We start from the raw sequence: 16,490 nt of genomic DNA on the forward strand, positions 1-16,490 counted from the left end.
GGGGTGCGCAGCGGGGTGGTGTCGGCGAAGAACTTCCGCACTACGGCTGGAGGCGCTCGGCGTGGTTGCCGCTGAGCCGAATTCGGTTGTGTACCCGGTTCTCCCGGCCCTGCCAGAACTCCACGCTCTCCGGTGCGATCAGGTATCCGCCCCAGTTCGGCGGGACCGGAACCGTTTCGAGGTCGGCGAACCGCTCGGTCACCTCGGCCAGCTGGGCCAGCAACGCCGCACGCGACGCGATCGGGCCGGACTGCCGCGAAGCCCAGGCACCCAGCTGTGAGCCGCGGGGGCGCTTGGACCAGTACTCGGCGGTGTCCTCACGGCTCACTTTGGTCACCGGACCGCGCACGTGCACCTGGCGTCCCAGCTGGTACCAGGGGAACGTCGCCGAGGCGTACGGATTCGCGGCCAGCTGCGCCCCCTTGGCGGAGTCATAGTTGGTGTAGAACGTGATACCCGTCTCGTCCATGCTTTTGCACAACACCGTTCGGGTGACGGGTCTTCCCTTGTCGTCGGTCGTGGCCACCACCATGGCGTTGGGCTCGGCCACCCCGGCGCGGTGCGCGTCGGACAGCCAGGTGCGCAGCAGCGTCAGCCACCCGGTGGCCGGGTCCTCACCCAGCCAATCGACGTCCAGGTCGCCGCAGCCGTCCTTCTCCACGTAGTCGACGCGCATGGCAGCGAGATCGTGTTCGTGATGTTCGAGGGGTTTGGCCACCGCGGTAACGCTACGCCTGGGCTTGGTGCAAGAATCTGGCCATGCCAGCTGTACCGGAGGACTTCGTTGCCGGCCTCGAAGGCGTCGTCGCCTTCACCACCGAGATCGCCGAGCCGGACAAGGACGGCGGCGCACTGCGCTACCGCGGCGTGGACATCGAGGAACTCGTCAGCCGCCGGGTCACCTTTTCAGACGTGTGGGGACTGCTGGTCGACGGCAGCTTCGGCACGGGGCTGCCACCGGCCGAGCCGTTCCCGCTGCCCATCCACAGCGGTGATGTGCGGGTCGACGTCCAGGCCGGGCTGGCGATGCTGGCGCCGATCTGGGGCTACGCCCCGCTGCTGGACATCGACGAGACCACCGCGCGTGACCAGCTGGCCCGCGCCTCGGTGATGGCGCTGTCCTACGTCGCCCAATCCGCCCGCGGCATCTACCAGCCCGCAGTGCCACAACGCACGATCGACGAATGTGACACGGTCACAGCACGTTTCATGACCCGCTGGCAGGGCGACCCAGATCCCAGGCACGTCGAGGCGATCGACGCCTACTGGGTGACCGCCGCCGAGCACGGAATGAACGCGTCGACGTTCACCGCCCGGGTGATCGCCTCCACCGGCGCCGATGTGGCGGCCTCGCTGTCGGGTGCGGTGGGCGCGATGAGCGGACCGCTGCACGGCGGCGCCCCGGCCCGCGTGCTCCCCATGATCGAAGAGGTCGAGAAGACCGGAGACGCCCGCGCGGTGGTCAAGGGGATCCTGGATCGCGGCGACAAGCTCATGGGCTTCGGACACCGCGTGTACCGGGCCGAGGATCCCCGGGCGCGGGTGCTGCGGGCCACCGCCAAACGCCTCGAGGCGCCCCGCTATGAGGTGGCCGCGGCCCTGGAGCAGGCCGCGCTGGCCGAGCTTCGGGAGCGCCGCCCGGACCGGGCCATCGAGACCAACGTCGAGTTCTGGGCCGCGGTGATCCTGGACTTCGCCCAGGTGCCCGCATCGATGATGCCCGCGATGTTCACCTGTGGACGCACCGCCGGCTGGTGCGCGCACATCCTGGAACAGAAGCGTCTCGGCAAGCTGGTGCGTCCGGCCGCCATCTACGTCGGCCCCGAGCCACGCAGCGTGGAGTCTGTCGCCGGATGGGACAAGATCGCCACGTCATGATCGGCGGTCGCGACGTATTCGCCTCGGCGGCACACGCTTTCGCCCGCCTGGTGCAGGTGCTGCCGGCGGAATCGTTTGACGGGCCGGGCCTTGGCGAATGGGATCTGCGCGCCCTGGTGGGCCACACGTCGCGCTCACTGGTCACCGTCAGCACGTACCTGCAGCAACCGGCGTCGACGGCCGACCTGGCCGGCCCGGTGGAGTACTACGCCGCCATGCGGAGTTTCATGACCGACACCGGCGCCGAGTCCATCATCGAACGCGGCAGGCAGGCCGGGCGCGACCTGGGCTCCGACCCGGCCGCCGCGGTGGATGCGCTGGCCAGCCGGGCCCTGGACGATATCGACGATGCGGGCGACCCGTTGATCACCGTCATCGGCGGGTTCGGCATCCGGCTGAGCCATTACCTGCCGACCCGCGTCTTCGAGCTGGCCGTGCACAGCCTCGACATCGCCCGGGCCACAGGACTTTCGGCGGACCTGCCGAACGAGGTACTCGAGTCGGCCGGCGTGCTGGCCACCCAGATCGCGGTGGAGCTCGGCGAGGGCGAGACTGTCCTGATGGCGCTGACCGGGCGTGCCGAGCTGCCGCGGACGTTCTCCGTCACCTGATATCCGGTCGCCGTTCCGGCACGTGTCAGACCCCGGTGGTTGCATGGGGGTGGTCCGGCGATGAGATCCGCCCGCCGCGCGGGTCTGCATTGAGTCCGCTCACGAATCAGGAGAAGAACATGGCGATCGAAGTAACTCCCGCAGTCACTCCGCATCTGGTTGTCGACGACGCCGCAGCGGCAATCGACTTCTACGTCAAGGCGTTCGGCGCCACCGAGCTGGGCCGGGTGCCCGGGCCCGGCGGCAAGCTGGTGCACGCCGCGCTCACCATCAACGGGTCCACGGTCATGCTCAACGATGACTTCCCCGACTTCAACGACGGCAAGTCGTCGACACCCACGGCCCTGGGCGGCACCCCGGTGACCATTCACCTCACCGTGACCGATGTCGAGGAGAAATTCGCCCGTGCGGTCGAGGCAGGTGCCGAGGTGGTGGCGCCGCTGGAGGACCAGTTCTGGGGTGACCGGTACGGCGTCGTCCGCGACCCGTTCGGGCACCAGTGGTCTCTGGGGCAGCCGGTCCGCGAGGTCAGCATTGACGAGATCGAACAGGCGATGAAGTCCGGGCAGTAGCCCGCTGCGCCGGCCGGGGTGCCACGGACAGACACGTGCGCTGTCAGGGTGGCATCCTGGGCCGGTGATCGACGTCCTGATCGCCGAACCCGGAGAACTCAGCCACGACGACCTGAGGTCGGCTGAGGCGTTGGTCCGCGCCGCATTCGGGGACGGCTTCCGCCCGCATGACTGGCTCCACGGCGTCGAGGGCGTGCACGTGAGGATCACCGAGGACCACGAGTTGCTGGCGCATGCGGCGGTGGTGCCCCGCACGCTGCGCCACATGGACGACGTCTTCGACACGGGCTACGTGGAAGCTGTCGCCGTCCGCGGCGACCAGCAGGGCCGCGGTTTGGGCCGGCGGCTGATGGAGCACACGGAAACCGTCATCCGTGCCCGGCACGACATCGGTGCGCTCAACGCCGTGGAGAGCGCCGCGGCGTTCTATGCCGGCCGCGGCTGGCGACCCTGGGACGGCCCGACCCGGGCCGACACCCCCGAGGGGCTGATCGACACCTACGACCCGACCGACCGGATCTTCCTGTTCCCGACCGATCGCAGAGCCCTCGGCTTCACCGTGTCAGCACCGTTGATCTGTGATTGGCGCGTCGGCGACCTCTGGTAGCCGCCTGAGTGCCGGCAACCGACCGGCTTCGCGCAGTCCATACTGATCTCCTCGCGACAGGCCACGAAGGAGACCGATGAACCCCCAGCCCACCGACACCACGCCGGCTGCCCGGGCGCTGCGCTGGCGGGTCGTGGACATCGTCGTCGCCAGCGTGCTCGCAACGGCGGCGGGGCTCGTGTTCGTCGTGTGGAACATCGCGTCCAACCCGATCAGCGCACCGCTGAGTGCGCTGCTGCCCGGGCTGCAGGCACTGCTCGCCGGTGGCTGGCTGTTCGCCGGGGTGCTCACCGCCCTGGTGATCCGCAAGCCGGGCGCTGCGTTGTACGGCGAGCTCGTCGCCGCGACGGTGTCGGCGCTGGTCGGCAATCAGTGGGGTGTGCTCACCCTCGAATCCGGACTGGTGCAAGGTGTCGGCGCCGAACTGGTCTTCGCAGTGTTCCTGTACCGCCGTTGGGGATTGCCCGTCGCGCTGCTCGCCGGGGCCGTCGCCGGATTGGCGCTGGCCGTCAACGATCTCATCCTGTGGTACCCCGGCTCGGCCACCACGTTCGCGGTGATCTACACGGTCGCGGCGATCGTGTCCGGCGCGCTCGTCGCCGGCCTGCTGTCCTGGTTCGCGGTCAGGGGTCTGGCCAAGACCGGAGCGCTGAGCCGGTTCGCCTCGGGCCGGATCGGCCCCGACGCTCGATGAGCTCTCCGCACCGCACAGGTGCCACCGTCACGGCGCAGCACTGGGGCTGGTGCCATGCCGGACGCACCACCTGGGCCGTGCGGGATCTCGACCTGCGGATCGAACCCGGCGAGCGGGTGTTGCTGCTCGGTCCGTCCGGCGCCGGGAAATCGACTCTGCTGCACGGCATCGCCGGACTGCTGGGCGGCGCCGAGGAAGGCAGGCAGACGGGGACCCTGCAGGTCGACGGCGCCGGCCCGGCCGAGCAGCGCCACCGCATCGGCATGGTGCTGCAGGATCCCGATTCCCAGGTGATCCTGTCCCGGGTCGGTGACGACGTCGCCTTCGGCATGGAGAACTTCGGTGTCGAACGTGACCAGATCTGGCCCCGCGTCCGAGCCGCGCTCGGCGCTGTCGGGCTGAATCTCGCTTTGTCCCAATCTACTTCGGAGCTGTCCGGCGGGCAGAAACAACGCCTCGCGCTGGCCGGGGTGATCGCCATGGACCCCGGGCTCATCCTGCTCGACGAGCCCACGGCCAACCTCGATCCCGCGGGTGTCATCGAGGTACGCGACGCCGTTGCCGCGTCGGCCGCACGGACCGGCGCGACGCTCGTCGTCATCGAACACCGCACCGAGGTCTGGCTGCCGGTCATCGACCGGGTCATCGTGCTCGGCGCCGACGGTGCGGTGATCGCCGACGGAACGCCGGACCAGACCATCCGGCGCAACCACGACTACCTCGTCCGGTCGGGGGTCTGGGTGCCCGAGACTCCGTTGCCTCAGATTGCCCGCCGCCGGTCCCGGGATGCCGAAACGTTGCTGTGTGCAGCAGATCTGGCGCTGGCGCACCCTGGCGACCCCCCGATGCACATCGGTTTGAATTTCGAGATCGAAGCCGGCCGGACAACGGTGATCACCGGCCCGAACGGGGCAGGCAAGTCGACGCTCGCGCTCACCATCGGCGGCCTGTTGCCCGCGCCCGCCGGCCGCTTCGAGGCACACCCCGACTTCGCGCCCTCCCCGTCGCGCCGCACACCCGTCAAGTGGCGGTCGAAAGAACTGCTCACCCGGATCGGCAGCGTGTTCCAGGATCCTGAACACCAGTTCCTCGCCGGCACGGTGCGCGACGAACTCTCGCTGGGCCCCAAGGCAATCAAGCTCAAGACCGCCGAGATCACCGCCCGCACCGACGAACTCCTCGAACGCCTGCACCTGACCCACCTGGCCGGGGTGAATCCCTATACCCTCTCCGGCGGTGAGAAGCGCCGCCTGTCGGTGGCGACAATGCTGGCCACCGCACCCCGCGTGATCATCCTCGACGAGCCGACCTTCGGGCAAGACCGCCGCACGTGGGAGGAACTGACCCGGCTACTGGCCGAGATCGCCGACGCCGGAACCGCCGTCGTCGCGGCCACCCACGACCTCGACTTCGCCACCGTGCTCGCCGACGACCGCATCGCGTTACCGGACTGGGAACCCACACCGGAGACGGCGCCGTGATCAACCCGGTGGCACGACTGCTCACCGCCCTCATCATCGCGGCCGCCCTGGTGCTGTCGGTCGACTGGGTGTCGGCCCTGACCGCACTGGCCGGCGAGATCGTGCTGTTCGCCGTCATCGGTGTGAAGCTGCGCACGGCGCTGACCCGTGCCGCCGTGGTCGCCGTCGCGGCCGCACTGACCGCGGTCACCATCCTGCTCTACGGCCAGGTCAGCGGCACCGTGTACTGGCACTTCTTGCTCGTCACGATCAGCGACGGGTCGATCGCGCTCGCCGTGGCCACCTTCCTGCGGGTGCTGGCCATCGCGCTGCCCTCGGTAATTCTGTTCATCGACGTCGAATCCACCGAACTGGCAGACGGTTTGGGGCAGGTGCTGAGGCTGCCGGCCCGGTTCGTCCTCGGTGCGCTGGCCGGCCTGCGTCTGGTCGGACTGCTCGGACAGGACTGGCAGTACCTGGGTTACGCCCGCCGGGCCCGCGGCGTGGCCGACCACGCCAGGGTGCGGCGGATCGCCGGGCAGGCCTTCGCGCTGCTGGTGTTCGCGGTGCGCCGTGGATCGAAGCTTGCCACGGCGATGGAGGCCCGCGGGTTCGGCGCCTACCCGACCCGGACGTGGGCCCGCCCCTCCCCCTTCGGCGCCCGCGAATTCGCCCTGATCGCCGCGGGATTCGTCATCGCGGCGGCCGCGATCGCGGTGTCGCTGGCCGCCGGAACTTGGAACTTCATTGGCACTCGATGACATCCTGCGCCGGCTGGGCGCGGCGGCGACGACGGTGCTGATCGACGGTCGGTCCGGGTCGGGCAAGTCGACGCTGGCGATGGAGCTGCGCGACGAGTGGCCCAACAGTGTCGTCGTCCGGCTCGACGACATCTACCCGGGCTGGGACGGACTGCTCTGGGCCGCAGACCATTTGCAGCGATCGCTGCTCCAGCCGCGGGCCGCCGGACGCATCGGACGCTGGCGGCAATGGGACTGGGCAACCGCGGCGCCGAGCGGCTGGCACGACGTCGGACCCGGACAACGCCTCATCGTCGAGGGCATCGGCGCGCTCACCCCGGCCAGCCGGGCATGCGCCGATCTGGGCGTCTGGGTCGACGCCGACGACACCGAGCGCAAGCGCCGGGCACTGGAACGCGACGGCGAGACCTACCGGCCCCACTGGGACCGGTGGGCCGCCCAAGAGGACGAGTTCATCGCCCGGTTCCAGCCGAGGGCGTGCGCCGATCTGATCGCGGTGCCCGCCGCCGGCGGATTCGAGTTCGCGGCGCCCGGTTAGCGCAAGCCCGCCAGAACCCGCTGTCGCACGGTCGGTTTGGGCGCCGTCACGGCGACCGCCACCATCTCGTCGACCGAGGTGAACTTGTCCCGCGGGCGATCCTGGCCACCACGGGCGATCTCGGCGGCGTCGATCGCCTGCCACCCGGCGGCATCGACCATGGCGGGCTGGCGGGTTCGCACCAGCTTCTCCAACGCGGCCTGCTTGTGCGCCGGATCGGTCAGCACGCCCGAGTTGTAATCGTCGACCAGCTGACCCACGGTCTGCGCCGCACACGACTTGTTGGTGCCGATGAACCCGGTGGGCCCGCGCTTGATCCAGCCGGCCACGTAGGCACCGGACGTGTCCCTGACGCGTCCACCGTCGTTGGGCACCACGCCGGCGGCGTCGTCGAACGGCAGATCGGCAATCGCCTTGCCGCGGTACCCGATCGAGGTCAGCACGAGCCCGGCATCGAGCGTGCGCACCTCGTCGGTCCCGGTCACCCCGAACTCGATGCCGGTCACCCGATCCGCACCCAGCACGCGCTGCGGGGTCAGTCGGTAGGCCAGCCGGATCCGCGGCCGGATCACCGGGGCGGACGAGTCACCGAGCTTGGCCAGGATCTCCAGCTTGTTGCGGGTCAGCGGATCGGTCTCCCGGGCCAGGTCCGCCAGCACCAGCTGATGGTCGGCCTCATCGAGCACGACGTCACAGCTCGCGGTCAGGCCGATCAGCTCGGGCAGCGTGAAGGCCGACTCGGCGGGGCCGCGGCGCGCCGCGATCACCACCTCGGAAACCTTCGAGGACCGCAGTGCGGCCAACGCGTGATCGGAGATGTCGGTGCGGGCCAACATGTCCGGATCGGTGGTGAGGATGCGGGCCACGTCGAATGCGACGTTGCCGTTGCCGACGACGACGACCCGCTCGTGGCTCAGGTCCACCGGCAGATCGGTGAACTCCGGGTGTCCGTTGATCCAGGCCACCATCTCGGTGGCGGTCCCGGTGCCGGGCAGGCCCATGCCCTCGATGTCGAGGCGACGGTCGTTGGGCGCACCCACCGCGTACAGCACGGCGTGGTGATGCTCCAACAGGTCGGCGTGCGACAGGTGCTTGCCGACCTCGACGTTGAGGAAGAACTTGAACCCCGGCTGCTTACCGATGACGTCGAACAGCCGGGTCACCCGCTTGGTGCTCTGGTGGTCCGGCGCCACACCGGCCCGCACCAGCCCGTAGGGCGTCGGCAGCTTCTCGAAGACATTGACCCGCACACCGCGCTGGGTCAGCAACTCGTCGGCCGCGTACATGGCGGCCGGGCCCGAGCCCACGATCGCCACCGTCAACGGCCCACCGGAACGGGCCGCCACCTTCGGTGCCGCGATCACCGGCGCCAGCTTGGACGTCGGCGGCAACTTGCCCTCGCGCTTCGGGTAGAAGGCGGCGTTGAGCTCGATGAACGGCAGCTGATTGTCGGTCAGCTTGGTATCGGCCGAGATCGCGCCGACCGGGCAGGCACTCACGCACGCGCCGCAGTCCACACACGCCTCGGGATCGATGTAGAGCATCTCGGCCGTCGCGAAGCCCGGCTCATCCGGTGACGGATGGATGCAGTTCACCGGACACGCGTAAACACAGGACCCGTCGCTGCAACACGACTGGGTGATCACATGGGGCATCAGAACCTCTGCAGACCTTGCGGCTTCTCGGGCGAGCTTTAGGCGACAGAGACCAGGTGCTCGCGCTGTGGCTCGCTACGGTAGCGGCTGGGCTGACCGTCGATCTTGCAGATCCGCCACATCAGCTTGGCGATCGGGTTCATCAGGCCGGTGTCGTGGCACAGCATGCGCACGTCGCCGAACATGTCCCGCAGCATCTTGCGCGACTCCGGTGAGCGGAAGAACAGCTCCTTGCGCACCGAGCGCGGGATGTCGAACTCCTTCCAGAACGCGCGCGGCGGCACGATGATCGCCGAGCACAGGATGCGCATGGTCAGCGGCACGAACAGCGACAGGATCCAGCGCTGGCGGCGACGCAGGTTCGGCACCCGCTTGTGCAGGTACTGGTGCGCGAACGAGATGTGACGGGCCTCCTCGGCGACGTGAATCGCCATGACCCGCTCCATGATCGGATGCAGGGCCTTACCCTCGCGCAGCACGTTCTTCTGCGTGTGGTCGATGGGCTCCTCGCCGGCGAGCACACCGAAGAAGAACGGAATCGGCAGCGGGCCGGCGGCCAGCGGGATCAGCGGCTGCAGCCACTTGAGCAGCCGCGGCATGCCCGGCACGTCCATGCCGATCCGGTTCACCATCTCCTGAAACATCAGGGTGTGGTTGCACTCCTCGACGGATTCGTGCAGGCAGTACCGGTACTCCGGCGAGCCGTTGGGCACCCAGAACGAGTACTCCATCAGGCCGCGGATCAGGATGTTCTCGAAGTGCAGGCCGACCTTGGCGACGTTGGCCTGGCGCCACATGCCGATCTCGATCTGCCGCTCGACGGGCTGGGCCTGGTACCACGCGTGCCCACCCATCGGGTCGGTCGCCGGCAGGATCCAGCGCGGATCGTTCGGGATCACCGCGAACTCAGGCGAATCCCACTCGATGTCCTTGTACGGGTTGAAGTTGCGTCGCACCGAGCCCTCGGACAGTGTCGCGAGCATGTCGGTGTACTGAATGTCGTCGCTGACGTCCATGTTCTTGCGCCAGCGCCTGACCATCTTGGTCCGAGCCATGTTGCAGACCTCTCTATACTCGTCTGAGGTTTACATCTACCCACTTGTTGTACAAACGGTACCGCAGGTATCGAGTAAAAGTCCATGCCCGATTCCCTAAGTTTGCCGACAGGTGGCCGCCCGTGGTCGATCTGAAGACCGAATACCAGGTAGAGGCGATGGCGGCAGCCGGAGCTGTGGTAGGCGACACACTCCGCGCGCTTGCCAGTCAGGCCACCGCGGGCCACACCACGGCCGATTTGGACCGGATTGCCGCCGAGATCCTGGCTGCCCGCGGCGCCGCATCGCCCTTCCTCGACTACCAGCCGCGCTGGGCGCCCAGCCCGTTCCCGGCCGTACTGTGCGTGAGCGTCAACGACGCGGTGGTGCACGGGATCCCCGACGACACGGTGCTTGCCGAAGGTGACCTGGTGTCGGTGGACTTCGGGGCGGTCCTGAACGGCTGGTGCGGCGACGCCGCCCGCAGCTTCGTGATCGGCACACCGAGGCCGGCCGACGCCGCGCTGATCGAGGCGACGGACGCGGCCCTGGCCGCCGGTATCGCCGCCGCCCGGCCCGGCAACACACTGGGCGACATCGGGCACGCGATCGCCGCGGTGGCCCGTGAGGCGGGCTACGGCCTGCTGGCCAACCACGGCGGGCACGGCATCGGGCGCACCATGCACGAGGCGCCGCACGTCCCCAACTCCGGGCGACCCGGGGAAGGCATGGCACTGCAGCCAGGCCTGGTGATCGCGATCGAGCCGATGCTCATCGCCGACGGCACCACCGGCTACGTCCACGACCCCGACGGGTGGACGCTGCGCACCGCCACCGGGGCCCGCGCGGCGCACAGTGAACACACCGTCGCTGTCACCGATCAAGGGCCCGTAATCCTGACCGCCTAGTTAAGATTCCCCATCACTGTCAGCTGTCTCACAGCGCGGACAAAGGATGCGGGCCCCATGAATCGCAAAGCCAAAGGCATAGTCGTCGGTGGGGTGCTCATCGTGGGCGTCCTGATAGCCGGAACCATCCTGTCGAGTTGTGCCACTCAGGTCGGACCCGGGCAGACCGCGGTCAAGGTGGACGACTACGCCCTGATCCCCACCGACCCCAAGGTGGAGGGCTGCATCGACCCGGAGACCTCCGAGTTCAATCCTCCCGGCGGTTTCAAGGCATACCGATACCCGTCGCGGCAGATCAGCTGGGACGCCACCGGCAGCCCCGACTCGGAGGCCGAGTCGACCATCGTGGTGTCCAACGCCACCGCCCCTGCCGAACTGCGGGTTCCGGTGGTGATCACCTTCGACCTGACCACCGACTGCGACATGCTGATGGACTTTCACCGCGACTTCGGCACGAAGTACCAGGGCTGGCTGGACAACGACGGGCTGGTCACCACCGGGTGGGTGAACCTGCTGCGCTACGTCATCGGCCAGCCCGCCGAGCAGGTGCTCATCAGCGTGGCGCAGAAGTACACCTGGCGCGAGATCTGGAACGACGAGAAGGTGCGGATCGAGTTCCAGAACTCGCTGCGCGACGCGCTGCCCGGCGCCTCGCGGGCCCGCACCGACGGTCGCGAATTCTTCACGAACTTCCAGGTCACCGTCATGAAGCCCGACCCGGTGGACGAGGGGCTCAAGGACGCGATCATCGCCGAGCAAAAGGCGATCGCCGACGCCAGGGCGGCCGAGGCCAAGGGCGTGGCCGACGCGAACGCCGCGCGGGCCAAGGCGGAGGCCGAGAAGGCCGCGGCGCAGGCTCAGACCGAACTGGCCCGCCAGGTGGCACTGCAGAAGCAGGCCGAGATCGCCGGCTATCCGAGCGCCGAGGACTATCTCAAGGCCAAGGCGATCGAGAACGGACAGAACCCGTACCAACCCACGTATGTGGTGCCCCAGGCCGGCTGATTTCTGCTGGATCGTCTCGGGCCGATAATCTGAACGCCATGGCTGAACTGATCATCCCCGCCGACCTCAAGCCCCGCGACGGCCGTTTCGGATGCGGACCCTCCAAGGTCCGCCCCGAGCAACTGACCGCGCTGGCCGCCGCCGGGGATCTGTTCGGCACGTCCCATCGGCAGGCACCGATCAAGAATCTGGTCGGCCGCGTCCGTGACGGGTTGCGGGAGCTGTTCTCGGTGCCCGACGGCTACGAGGTGGTCCTGGGCAACGGCGGTTCGACCGCGTTCTGGGATGCCGCGGCCTTCGGCCTGATCGACAAGCGCTCGCTGCACCTGACCTACGGCGAGTTCAGCGCCAAGTTCGCCTCGTGCGTGGCCAAGAACCCCTTCGTCGGCGACCCGATCATCGTCAAGACCGACCCGGGCACCGCGCCGCAGCCGCAGTCCGACCCTTCGGTGGACGTCGTGGCCTGGGCCCACAACGAGACCTCGACGGGTGTCTCGGTGCCGGTGCAGCGTCCGGCCGGCGATGCGCTGGTGCTCATCGACGCCACCTCGGCCGCCGGCGGCCTGCCGGTCGACATCGCCGACACCGACGCGTATTACTTTGCGCCGCAGAAGAATTTCGCCGGGGACGGCGGCCTGTGGCTGGCCATCGTCAGCCCCGCGGCGCTGGCCCGTATCGAGGCGATCGCCGCGACGGGCCGGTGGGTGCCCGACTTCCTGTCGCTGCCCATCGCGGTGGAGAACAGCCTCAAGAACCAGACCTACAACACCCCGGCCATCGCCACTCTGATCCTGCTCGCCGAGCAGCTCGACTGGCTCAACGGCAACGGCGGACTGGACTGGGCCGTCAAGCGGACGGCAGATTCCTCGCAGCGGCTGTACACGTGGGCCGAGGCGTCGAGCTTCGCCACCCCGTTCGTCACCGACCCGGCGCTGCGTTCGCAGGTCGTCGGCACCGTCGACTTCAGCGATGCGGTGGACGCCGCCGCGGTCGCCAAGGTGCTGCGGGCCAACGGAATCGTCGACACCGAGCCCTACCGCAAGCTGGGCCGTAACCAGCTGCGGATCGGCATGTTCCCGGCCGTCGAGCCCGACGACGTGAGCGCCCTGACCAGCTGCGTCGACTGGGTCGTCGAGAACCTCTGAACGAACCTCCATCTCCATCCCTCTCCCGCCCGCGTGTCAGCCCGGTAACGGGCTGATAACGCAGTAGGGTTCGCCCAGGAGGTCAGGTCGGTATGCGAGAACTCAGAGTCGTTGGATTGAACGTCGACGGCAGACGCATCATCTGTGAATCCGACGACTCCGCCAAGGACATGTTCAGCTTGCGTGTCGATGACCGGCTCCGCGCTGCATTGCGCGGGGACAAGGTCGCCTCGAATCAGTCCGAGATCGATGTAGAGGTGCAGAACGTGCTGCGACCCAAGGAGATTCAGGCGAAGATTCGCGCCGGGGCGTCGGTGGAGCAGTTGGCCGCCGCGGCCGGGGTGCCTGTCGAACGGGTCGAGCGGTTCGCCCATCCGGTGCTGCTGGAGCGTGCCCGTGCGGCCGAACTGGCCGCCGCGGCGCATCCGGTCCTGGCCGACGGCCCCGCGGTGCTGACCCTGCTGGAAACCGTCACGAGCGCCCTGGTGGCCCGGGGACTCGATCCCGACTCCATCGCCTGGGATGCCTGGCGCAACGAGGACAGCCGCTGGACCGTGCAGCTGGCCTGGAAAGCCGGCCGGTCGGACAATCTCGCGCATTTCCGATTCACCCCCGGCGCCCACGGCGGCACCGTCGCCGCATCCGACGATGCGGCCCGCCAGCTGATCGATCCCAATTTCGGCAGGCCGCTGCGCCCCGTCGCCGCGGTGCCGCACCTGTTCGACGATCACGACACCCACGAGGTCGCCCAGACGCCGGCCGCGGTTCCCGATGAGTTCAGCCGGCCCGCCGAGCCCGCGCCCGCGCCTGCTCCCCCGGCCGCCAAGCGCAGCCGCAAGGCGCGTCCGGCGGTTCCGGCCTGGGAGGACGTCCTGCTGGGCGTGCGTTCGTCGGGCACCCAGCCCTGATCGCGTTCTAGGGGCCTACTCAGACGCCCACACGTCAGGCCGCCAGCCCGACGCCGCTCAATGCGGACTTCAGGCACAACGCCGTCGACGCTCTCCCCCAGCATCTCCACGACCAGACCACGTTCCGCGCACCTGCGGATAACTGCTTGCGCCCCCACTGTGGCGAAGGCGACCCTCCGTCATGCCCATGATTTAGTTATAGTGTCTAATAACTAGACTTGCTATACACCTGGAGGGGTCATGCCACGCACCGACAACGACACCTGGGACCTGGCCACCGGCGTCGGCGCCACCGCCACCGGCGTCGCCGCCTCCCGGGCACTGGCCTCCAGCGCCGCCGACCCGCTGATCTCCGACCCGTACGCCCGGCCCCTCGTCGACGCCGTCGGCGTGGACTACTACGTCCGCCTGGCCCAGGGCGACCTGGTGGCCGACGGCTCCGCCGAACCGCTCGATCCCCACGTAATCGCCGACGGCATGGCCATCCGCACCCGCTACTTCGACGACTTCTTCCTGACTGCCGTCGAGGCGGGTATCCGCCAGGCCGTCATCCTGGCCTCGGGGCTGGACGCCCGTGCCTACCGGCTGCCCTGGCCGGCCGGCATGACGGTGTTCGAACTCGATCAGCCGGCCGTGATCGAGTTCAAGGGCCGAGCCCTCGCCGAACTCGGCGCCGCTCCGGCCGCCCAACTGCATGCGATCGGCATCGACCTGCGCCAGGACTGGCCGGCCGCCCTGCGCGCCCGCGGCTTCGACCCGCAGGCTCCGACCGCCTGGATCGCCGAAGGGCTGCTCGGCTATCTGCCTCCCGACGCCCAGGACCGGCTGTTCGACAACATCACCGCGCTGAGCGCACCGGGCAGCCGCATCGCCACCGACTGGATGACCGAGCACACCGAGCTGGCCGAGAGCCGGATACGGACACTGACCGACCACCAGCGCGAGCAGGGCCGGGAACTCGACGACCTGTCGGACCTGATCTTCTCGGGCGACCGCAACGGCGTCGCCGACTACCTGACCGCATCCGGATGGCAACCCGAAACCACCACGGCCGAAAGGATGTTCGCGGTCCACGGCCGGAAGTTCCGCCGCGACGAGGCGGTCGCCGGACTGCTCGACGCCAGATACACCGCAGCCGAACTGGTGGCCTGAGCGGTCAGCCCTGGGTCAGCCCGATCGCCAGCAGCGCCACCCAGCCGCACGCCACCCCGACTGCGGACCCCAGGACGAACCAGCGCCACACCGGCCGGTGCCGCCAACCCCAGACGGTGGGGGCCAAGCCGCCGACGGCCACCATGTTCAGCCCGATCGCCAGCAGCGGGTGCACCCGCAGCAGCCCCACTCCGAGCACCACGATCGCCGCGCCCAGCACCACGGCCACGAAGGCCGATACCGTCAGGCCGGTACCCCATGGCGTGGAATCGTCGGTCACGGAGTCAATCTAACGCGATCTCAGCTGCCGAGCCTGGCCCGTTCATAGAACGCCAGCGCCGCCGCCGTGGCGACGTTGAGCGAATCGGTGCCGCGCGACATCGGGATGCGCACCCGCACATCGCTGGCCCGCATCGTGTGTTCGGTCAGCCCCGGCCCCTCGGCGCCGACGAGAACCGCCACCCGATCGCCCTCGAGCTGTGTCATCGCCTCGGACAGGGTTGCGGCCGCCGGGTCCGGCGTCATCGCCATGAGGCGGAACCCCTTGTCCCGCAAGAGTTGCAGATCACCGGGCCACGACGTGGCCCGGGCGAACGGAACCAGCAGCGCATGTCCCATCGACACCCGCACGGCCCGCCGGTACAGCGGATCGGCACAGCCCGCGCCGAACACCACCGCGTCCACCGCCAGCCCGGCCGCGTTGCGGAAGATCGACCCGAGATTCTCGTGATCGTTGACGCCTTCGAGCACCGCCACGGTACGCGCCCCGGAGATCACCTCGGCCACCGACAATTCCGGCGCCCGCGAGGCCGAGGCCAGCACGCCGCGATTCAGGTGAAAACCCACCGCGGCCGCCATCACCTCAGCGCTGGTCCGGTAGAACGGCACGTCCACGCCGTCGAGATCGGCGGCCAGCTCCGTCAGCCGGCGGTCGGTGCCCAGCAGCGCCCGCGGGACGAACCGGGAGGCGAGCATTCGCTGAGCCACCAGCACGCCTTCGGCGATCACCAGGCCCTTGCCACTGGGCAGATCCGGCCGGCGGTCCACGCTGTTGAGATCGCGGAAGTCGTCCAACCGGGAATCGGCCGGATCGTCGATATCGATGACCTGCAGCAGACTCACGCGCCTTCGAGAACCATGGCCGACATCAGGTCGGCGGCATTGACCAGGGTCTGGCGCTCATCGGGATCCAACCGCGACAACTGCGCCTTGAGCCACTCCTGGCTGGCCTTGCGCTCAGCCTCGACGAGGGTCATCCCGGCCGGGGAGGCAGACACCACGATCTGGCGTCCGTCCACCGGATGGGCGGCGCGGGCCACCAGACCCTGCTCGGCAAGTGAAGCGATCACGCGGGTCATCGACGGCGGACGCACCCGCTCCCGCAGCGCCAGGGCGCCCGGTGTCATCGCGCCTTCCTTGGCCAGCGTGGCCAGTGCCGAGAACTGAGTCAACGAAACCGGGGATTCCGCACGCCGCGTACGCAATTGACGCGCGAGACGGACCACTGCCAGAGCCAGATCATTCGCGAGCCGCGCCTCCGGATCCTTCACATCGGAAATAGT

General features: G+C 68.9%; 19 protein-coding genes. 13 read left to right on the top strand and 6 right to left on the bottom strand.

The features are described 5' to 3' along the window. Positions 1-40: 40 nt before the first annotated feature. Positions 41-676, bottom strand: coding sequence for a pyridoxamine 5'-phosphate oxidase (gene pdxH, locus BN2156_RS28040; RefSeq protein ID WP_090518616.1), 636 nt, complete (start codon positions 674-676; stop codon positions 41-43). 83 nt (positions 677-759) lie between these two features. Between pdxH and BN2156_RS28045 the strand changes: the two genes are divergently transcribed. From BN2156_RS28045 to BN2156_RS28080, 8 genes are all read left to right on the top strand, one after another. Further along, positions 760-1,878, top strand: coding sequence for a citrate synthase 2 (locus tag BN2156_RS28045; RefSeq protein WP_090518199.1), 1,119 nt, complete (start codon positions 760-762; stop codon positions 1,876-1,878). Next, positions 1,854-2,489 carry a maleylpyruvate isomerase N-terminal domain-containing protein gene (locus BN2156_RS28050; protein ID WP_235625524.1) on the top strand — a complete coding sequence of 212 codons (636 nt, stop codon included), beginning with the start codon at positions 1,854-1,856 and terminating at the stop codon, positions 2,487-2,489. The genes BN2156_RS28045 and BN2156_RS28050 overlap by 25 nt, the downstream gene beginning before the upstream one ends. A 119-nt stretch (positions 2,490-2,608) precedes the next feature. After that, positions 2,609-3,061 carry a VOC family protein gene (locus BN2156_RS28055; protein ID WP_090518201.1) on the top strand — a complete coding sequence of 151 codons (453 nt, stop codon included), beginning with the start codon at positions 2,609-2,611 and terminating at the stop codon, positions 3,059-3,061. A gap of 64 nt (positions 3,062-3,125) precedes the next feature. Continuing rightward, complete coding sequence (locus BN2156_RS28060; protein ID WP_159402872.1) at positions 3,126-3,668, top strand: GNAT family N-acetyltransferase; 543 nt, start codon at positions 3,126-3,128, stop codon at positions 3,666-3,668. 76 nt (positions 3,669-3,744) lie between these two features. Continuing rightward, a complete protein-coding gene (locus BN2156_RS28065) occupies positions 3,745-4,362 on the top strand; it encodes an ECF transporter S component (RefSeq protein ID WP_090518203.1) in 618 nt (205 codons plus the stop codon). Beyond that, on the top strand, positions 4,359-5,843 hold the full coding sequence (locus BN2156_RS28070; RefSeq protein ID WP_090518204.1) for an ABC transporter ATP-binding protein: 1,485 nt from the start codon (positions 4,359-4,361) through the stop codon (positions 5,841-5,843). The genes BN2156_RS28065 and BN2156_RS28070 overlap by 4 nt, the downstream gene beginning before the upstream one ends. Continuing rightward, positions 5,840-6,583 carry an energy-coupling factor transporter transmembrane component T family protein gene (locus BN2156_RS28075; protein ID WP_235625525.1) on the top strand — a complete coding sequence of 248 codons (744 nt, stop codon included), beginning with the start codon at positions 5,840-5,842 and terminating at the stop codon, positions 6,581-6,583. Before BN2156_RS28070 ends, BN2156_RS28075 begins: the two co-directional genes overlap by 4 nt. After that, positions 6,570-7,121, top strand: coding sequence for a nucleoside/nucleotide kinase family protein (locus BN2156_RS28080; RefSeq protein WP_090518205.1), 552 nt, complete (start codon positions 6,570-6,572; stop codon positions 7,119-7,121). Before BN2156_RS28075 ends, BN2156_RS28080 begins: the two co-directional genes overlap by 14 nt. On the opposite strand, the gene BN2156_RS28085 is transcribed toward BN2156_RS28080, so the two are convergent. Both BN2156_RS28085 and BN2156_RS28090 read right to left on the bottom strand, forming a co-directional pair. Further along, positions 7,118-8,776: a 4Fe-4S binding protein gene (locus BN2156_RS28085; RefSeq protein ID WP_090518206.1), complete on the bottom strand. Its 1,659-nt coding sequence runs from the start codon at positions 8,774-8,776 to the stop codon at positions 7,118-7,120. The two genes, BN2156_RS28080 and BN2156_RS28085, sit on opposite strands and share 4 nt — an antisense overlap. A gap of 38 nt (positions 8,777-8,814) precedes the next feature. Next, the gene (locus BN2156_RS28090; protein ID WP_162490988.1) at positions 8,815-9,831 is read right to left on the bottom strand and encodes an AurF N-oxygenase family protein; all 1,017 of its coding nucleotides are present in this window, start codon (positions 9,829-9,831) and stop codon (positions 8,815-8,817) included. Between the two features lie 122 nt (positions 9,832-9,953). Here BN2156_RS28090 and map point away from each other — a divergent pair, with 122 nt between their 5' ends. From map to BN2156_RS28115, 5 genes are all read left to right on the top strand, one after another. Beyond that, positions 9,954-10,718, top strand: coding sequence for a type I methionyl aminopeptidase (gene map, locus BN2156_RS28095; RefSeq protein WP_090518207.1), 765 nt, complete (start codon positions 9,954-9,956; stop codon positions 10,716-10,718). Positions 10,719-10,775: 57 nt separating this feature from the next. After that, positions 10,776-11,723, top strand: coding sequence for a membrane protease subunit, stomatin/prohibitin (locus BN2156_RS28100; RefSeq protein ID WP_090518208.1), 948 nt, complete (start codon positions 10,776-10,778; stop codon positions 11,721-11,723). Between the two features lie 38 nt (positions 11,724-11,761). Next, positions 11,762-12,868 carry a phosphoserine transaminase gene (gene serC / locus BN2156_RS28105; protein ID WP_090518209.1) on the top strand — a complete coding sequence of 369 codons (1,107 nt, stop codon included), beginning with the start codon at positions 11,762-11,764 and terminating at the stop codon, positions 12,866-12,868. A gap of 92 nt (positions 12,869-12,960) precedes the next feature. Beyond that, entirely contained in the window at positions 12,961-13,776 is an 816-nt protein-coding gene (sepH, locus tag BN2156_RS28110; protein ID WP_090518210.1) for a septation protein SepH, read from the top strand. Between the two features lie 240 nt (positions 13,777-14,016). After that, positions 14,017-14,928, top strand: a complete 912-nt coding sequence (locus BN2156_RS28115; protein ID WP_090518211.1) for an SAM-dependent methyltransferase — start codon at positions 14,017-14,019, stop codon at positions 14,926-14,928. Between the two features lie 4 nt (positions 14,929-14,932). On the opposite strand, the gene BN2156_RS28120 is transcribed toward BN2156_RS28115, so the two are convergent. From BN2156_RS28120 to BN2156_RS28130, 3 genes are read right to left on the bottom strand one after another with little or no spacing between them, the layout of a single operon-like run. Continuing rightward, on the bottom strand, positions 14,933-15,208 hold the full coding sequence (locus BN2156_RS28120) for a DUF2537 domain-containing protein (protein ID WP_090518212.1): 276 nt from the start codon (positions 15,206-15,208) through the stop codon (positions 14,933-14,935). Between the two features lie 20 nt (positions 15,209-15,228). Continuing rightward, on the bottom strand, positions 15,229-16,050 hold the full coding sequence (locus tag BN2156_RS28125; RefSeq protein ID WP_090518213.1) for a TrmH family RNA methyltransferase: 822 nt from the start codon (positions 16,048-16,050) through the stop codon (positions 15,229-15,231). Beyond that, positions 16,047-16,478, bottom strand: a complete 432-nt coding sequence (locus tag BN2156_RS28130; protein WP_090518214.1) for an Rv0880 family HTH-type transcriptional regulator — start codon at positions 16,476-16,478, stop codon at positions 16,047-16,049. Before BN2156_RS28130 ends, BN2156_RS28125 begins: the two co-directional genes overlap by 4 nt. Positions 16,479-16,490: the final 12 nt, after the last annotated feature.

It is taken from the genome of Mycolicibacterium neworleansense (assembly GCF_001245615.1).
Classification (GTDB): domain Bacteria; phylum Actinomycetota; class Actinomycetes; order Mycobacteriales; family Mycobacteriaceae; genus Mycobacterium; species Mycobacterium neworleansense.

Coding starts and splice junctions, on each gene's coding strand:
- BN2156_RS28070 (WP_090518204.1), top strand. CDS start 4,359: ATGAGCTCTCCGCACCGCACAGGTGCCACCGTCACGGCGCAGCACTGG.
- sepH (WP_090518210.1), top strand. CDS start 12,961: ATGCGAGAACTCAGAGTCGTTGGATTGAACGTCGACGGCAGACGCATC.
- BN2156_RS28090 (WP_162490988.1), bottom strand. CDS start 9,831: ATGGCTCGGACCAAGATGGTCAGGCGCTGGCGCAAGAACATGGACGTC.
- BN2156_RS28065 (WP_090518203.1), top strand. CDS start 3,745: ATGAACCCCCAGCCCACCGACACCACGCCGGCTGCCCGGGCGCTGCGC.
- BN2156_RS28050 (WP_235625524.1), top strand. CDS start 1,854: ATGGGACAAGATCGCCACGTCATGATCGGCGGTCGCGACGTATTCGCC.
- BN2156_RS28055 (WP_090518201.1), top strand. CDS start 2,609: ATGGCGATCGAAGTAACTCCCGCAGTCACTCCGCATCTGGTTGTCGAC.
- serC (WP_090518209.1), top strand. CDS start 11,762: ATGGCTGAACTGATCATCCCCGCCGACCTCAAGCCCCGCGACGGCCGT.
- BN2156_RS28085 (WP_090518206.1), bottom strand. CDS start 8,776: ATGCCCCATGTGATCACCCAGTCGTGTTGCAGCGACGGGTCCTGTGTT.
- BN2156_RS28045 (WP_090518199.1), top strand. CDS start 760: ATGCCAGCTGTACCGGAGGACTTCGTTGCCGGCCTCGAAGGCGTCGTC.
- pdxH (WP_090518616.1), bottom strand. CDS start 676: ATGCGCGTCGACTACGTGGAGAAGGACGGCTGCGGCGACCTGGACGTC.
- BN2156_RS28115 (WP_090518211.1), top strand. CDS start 14,017: ATGCCACGCACCGACAACGACACCTGGGACCTGGCCACCGGCGTCGGC.
- BN2156_RS28100 (WP_090518208.1), top strand. CDS start 10,776: ATGAATCGCAAAGCCAAAGGCATAGTCGTCGGTGGGGTGCTCATCGTG.